The 385-nt window shown below is 64.9% G+C and carries 1 protein-coding gene; it reads right to left on the bottom strand.

All coding sequences use genetic code 11. The annotated features are described in order from the left end of the window. Window positions 1-230: 230 nt before the first annotated feature. A complete protein-coding gene (locus AC1DYG_RS20535; protein ID WP_477641677.1) occupies window positions 231-383 on the bottom strand; it encodes a zinc-binding dehydrogenase in 153 nt (50 codons plus the stop codon). Window positions 384-385: the final 2 nt, after the last annotated feature.

Raw genomic sequence — 385 nt, 5'->3', positions numbered from 1 at the left:
CCCGCCCACCACGAATGTCACGACGTAGAGCGCCCCCCTGATCGGGTCTCCGGCGTTCGCGCCCTCTTGAAGCCAATTCATGATCTCGATCGATCCCATGTCCCCACTCCTCACCTCACGCTGACAGTGTCCAGTGACTGTGTCGCCGTCACGGGCGCCGGCGTTACAGGTCGCGTGGGAGGGCGAATCCCCTTACCGGACTCCAGAAGTCCGGACTCCAGAGGTCCGTCTCAGCGGGTACCGGGCTGACGACCCACGGTGACCGTCACGTTGCCGACCTTGTGGCCCAGGTCCACGTACCGGTGTGCCTCGACGATCCGGTCCATCGGAAAGTTGCGGTCGACGACGACGCGCAGCCCGTCGGACTCGAGCAGCTCCTTCACGA

Source organism: Pedococcus sp. P1_H8 (genome assembly GCF_056405175.1).
Note: the sequence above shows the minus strand (reverse complement) of the source record. Positions and strands in the feature narration are given on the sequence as shown.